Annotated in this window: 1 protein-coding gene; it reads right to left on the bottom strand. The window is 64.6% G+C overall.

All coding sequences use genetic code 11. The features are described 5' to 3' along the window. Positions 1-1,699: B12-binding domain-containing protein (locus AB0B89_RS36300; RefSeq protein ID WP_358562289.1), on the bottom strand; the 1,699-nt coding region annotated here is incomplete at both ends.

The following is a 1,699-nucleotide window of genomic DNA, read 5'->3' as shown; positions in this document are numbered from 1 at the left end:
TGCTCCCCATCGTGGCCACCTGGAACGCCACCACATCCACCTCCCCCGACTCCCGGGAGCGGAAGAAGTCCGACAGGCACAGATGCCGGTCACGCCGCTGCCGCGGGAAGGTGAACCGCGTCCGCTCGCCCCCCGCCTCGTCCAAGACGATCAGGCTGTCGCCGTCGCTGACACACGGGAAATACCCGTACACCACCGCCGCCTCCAAAAGCCCCTCGGTCTGCATCCGCTCCAGCCACATCCGCAACCGCGGACGCCCCTCAGACTCCACCAGCTCCTCATACGAGGGCCCCTCACCCCCCCGGGCCGCCTTCAGCCCCCACTGCCCCATGAACGTCGCCCGCTCATCCAAAAACGCCGCGTACTCCCCCAGCGGAATGCCCTTCACCACCCGCTCCCCCAAAAACGGCGCCACCGGAACCCGATTACCCGCCGCCACATCCGAACGAGCCGGCAACTCCGCCTCCGGGGTACGCACCAACCTCGCACCCGCCTTGACCCGCCGCTCCCGCAACGGCGGCAACGCCGCCCCCTCCACCCCCCGCTTGACCGCCATGAACGCGTCCATCAACCGCAACCCCTCGAACGCGTCCCGCGCGTACCGCACCTGACCCTGAAACACATCGGCCAGATCCTGCTCCACATACGCCCGCGTCAACGCCGCCCCACCCAAAAGCACCGGGAACCGCCCCGAAATCCCCCGCGCGTTCATCTCCTCCAGGTTCTCCCGCATGATCACCGTCGACTTCACCAGCAACCCCGACATCCCGATCACATCGGCCTTACCATCCTCAGCCGCCTCCAAAATCGTCGACACCGGCTGCTTGATCCCGAGATTCACCACCTCATAACCATTGTTGGACAAAATGATGTCCACCAGATTCTTCCCGATGTCATGCACATCACCCTTGACCGTGGCCAGCACGATCCGCCCCTTGGACTCCCCCTCCACCCGATCCATATGCGGCTCCAGATACGCCACCGCCGTCTTCATCACCTCAGCCGACTGCAACACAAACGGCAACTGCATCTGACCCGACCCGAACAACTCCCCCACGGTCTTCATGCCATCCAGCAGCACCTCATTGATGATCTCCAAAGCGGGACGCCGGCCCAGACCCTCCTCCAGATCCGCCTCCAGCCCCTTCTTCTCCCCATCAACGATCCGCCGCTTCAACCGCTCCCACAACGGCAACCCCAGCAGCTCAGCCGCCCGATCCTGCCGCATCGACGCCGCGTCCACCCCCGCGAACAACTCCATGAACCGCTGCAACGGGTCATAACCCTCCCGCCGCCGGTCATACACCATGTCCAGCGCGACCTCACGCTGCTCATCAGGAATCCGCGCCATCGGCAAGATCTTCGACGCGTGCACGATCGCCGAATCCAACCCCGCGTTCACACACTCATTCAAAAACACCGAGTTCAACACGATCCGCGCCGCCGGATTCAACCCGAACGAAATGTTCGACAAGCCGGAGGTCGTCTGGACGCTGGGATAACGGCGCTTGAGCTCCCGGATCGCCTCGATCGACTCGATCGCATCCCTGCGGGTCTCCTCCTGCCCGGTGGCGATCGGGAAGGTGAGCACGTCGACGAGGATGTCCTCCACCTTCATGCCCCAGTTGACCGTCAGGTCCTCGATCAGCCGTACGGCCACCCGGACCTTCCACTCCGCCGTACGCGCCTGACCCTCCTC

The sequence above is a fragment of the Sphaerisporangium sp. NPDC049002 genome, assembly GCF_040649355.1.
Taxonomy (GTDB): Bacteria; Actinomycetota; Actinomycetes; order Streptosporangiales; family Streptosporangiaceae; genus Sphaerisporangium.
This window is presented reverse-complemented; position numbering and strand designations above follow the sequence as displayed.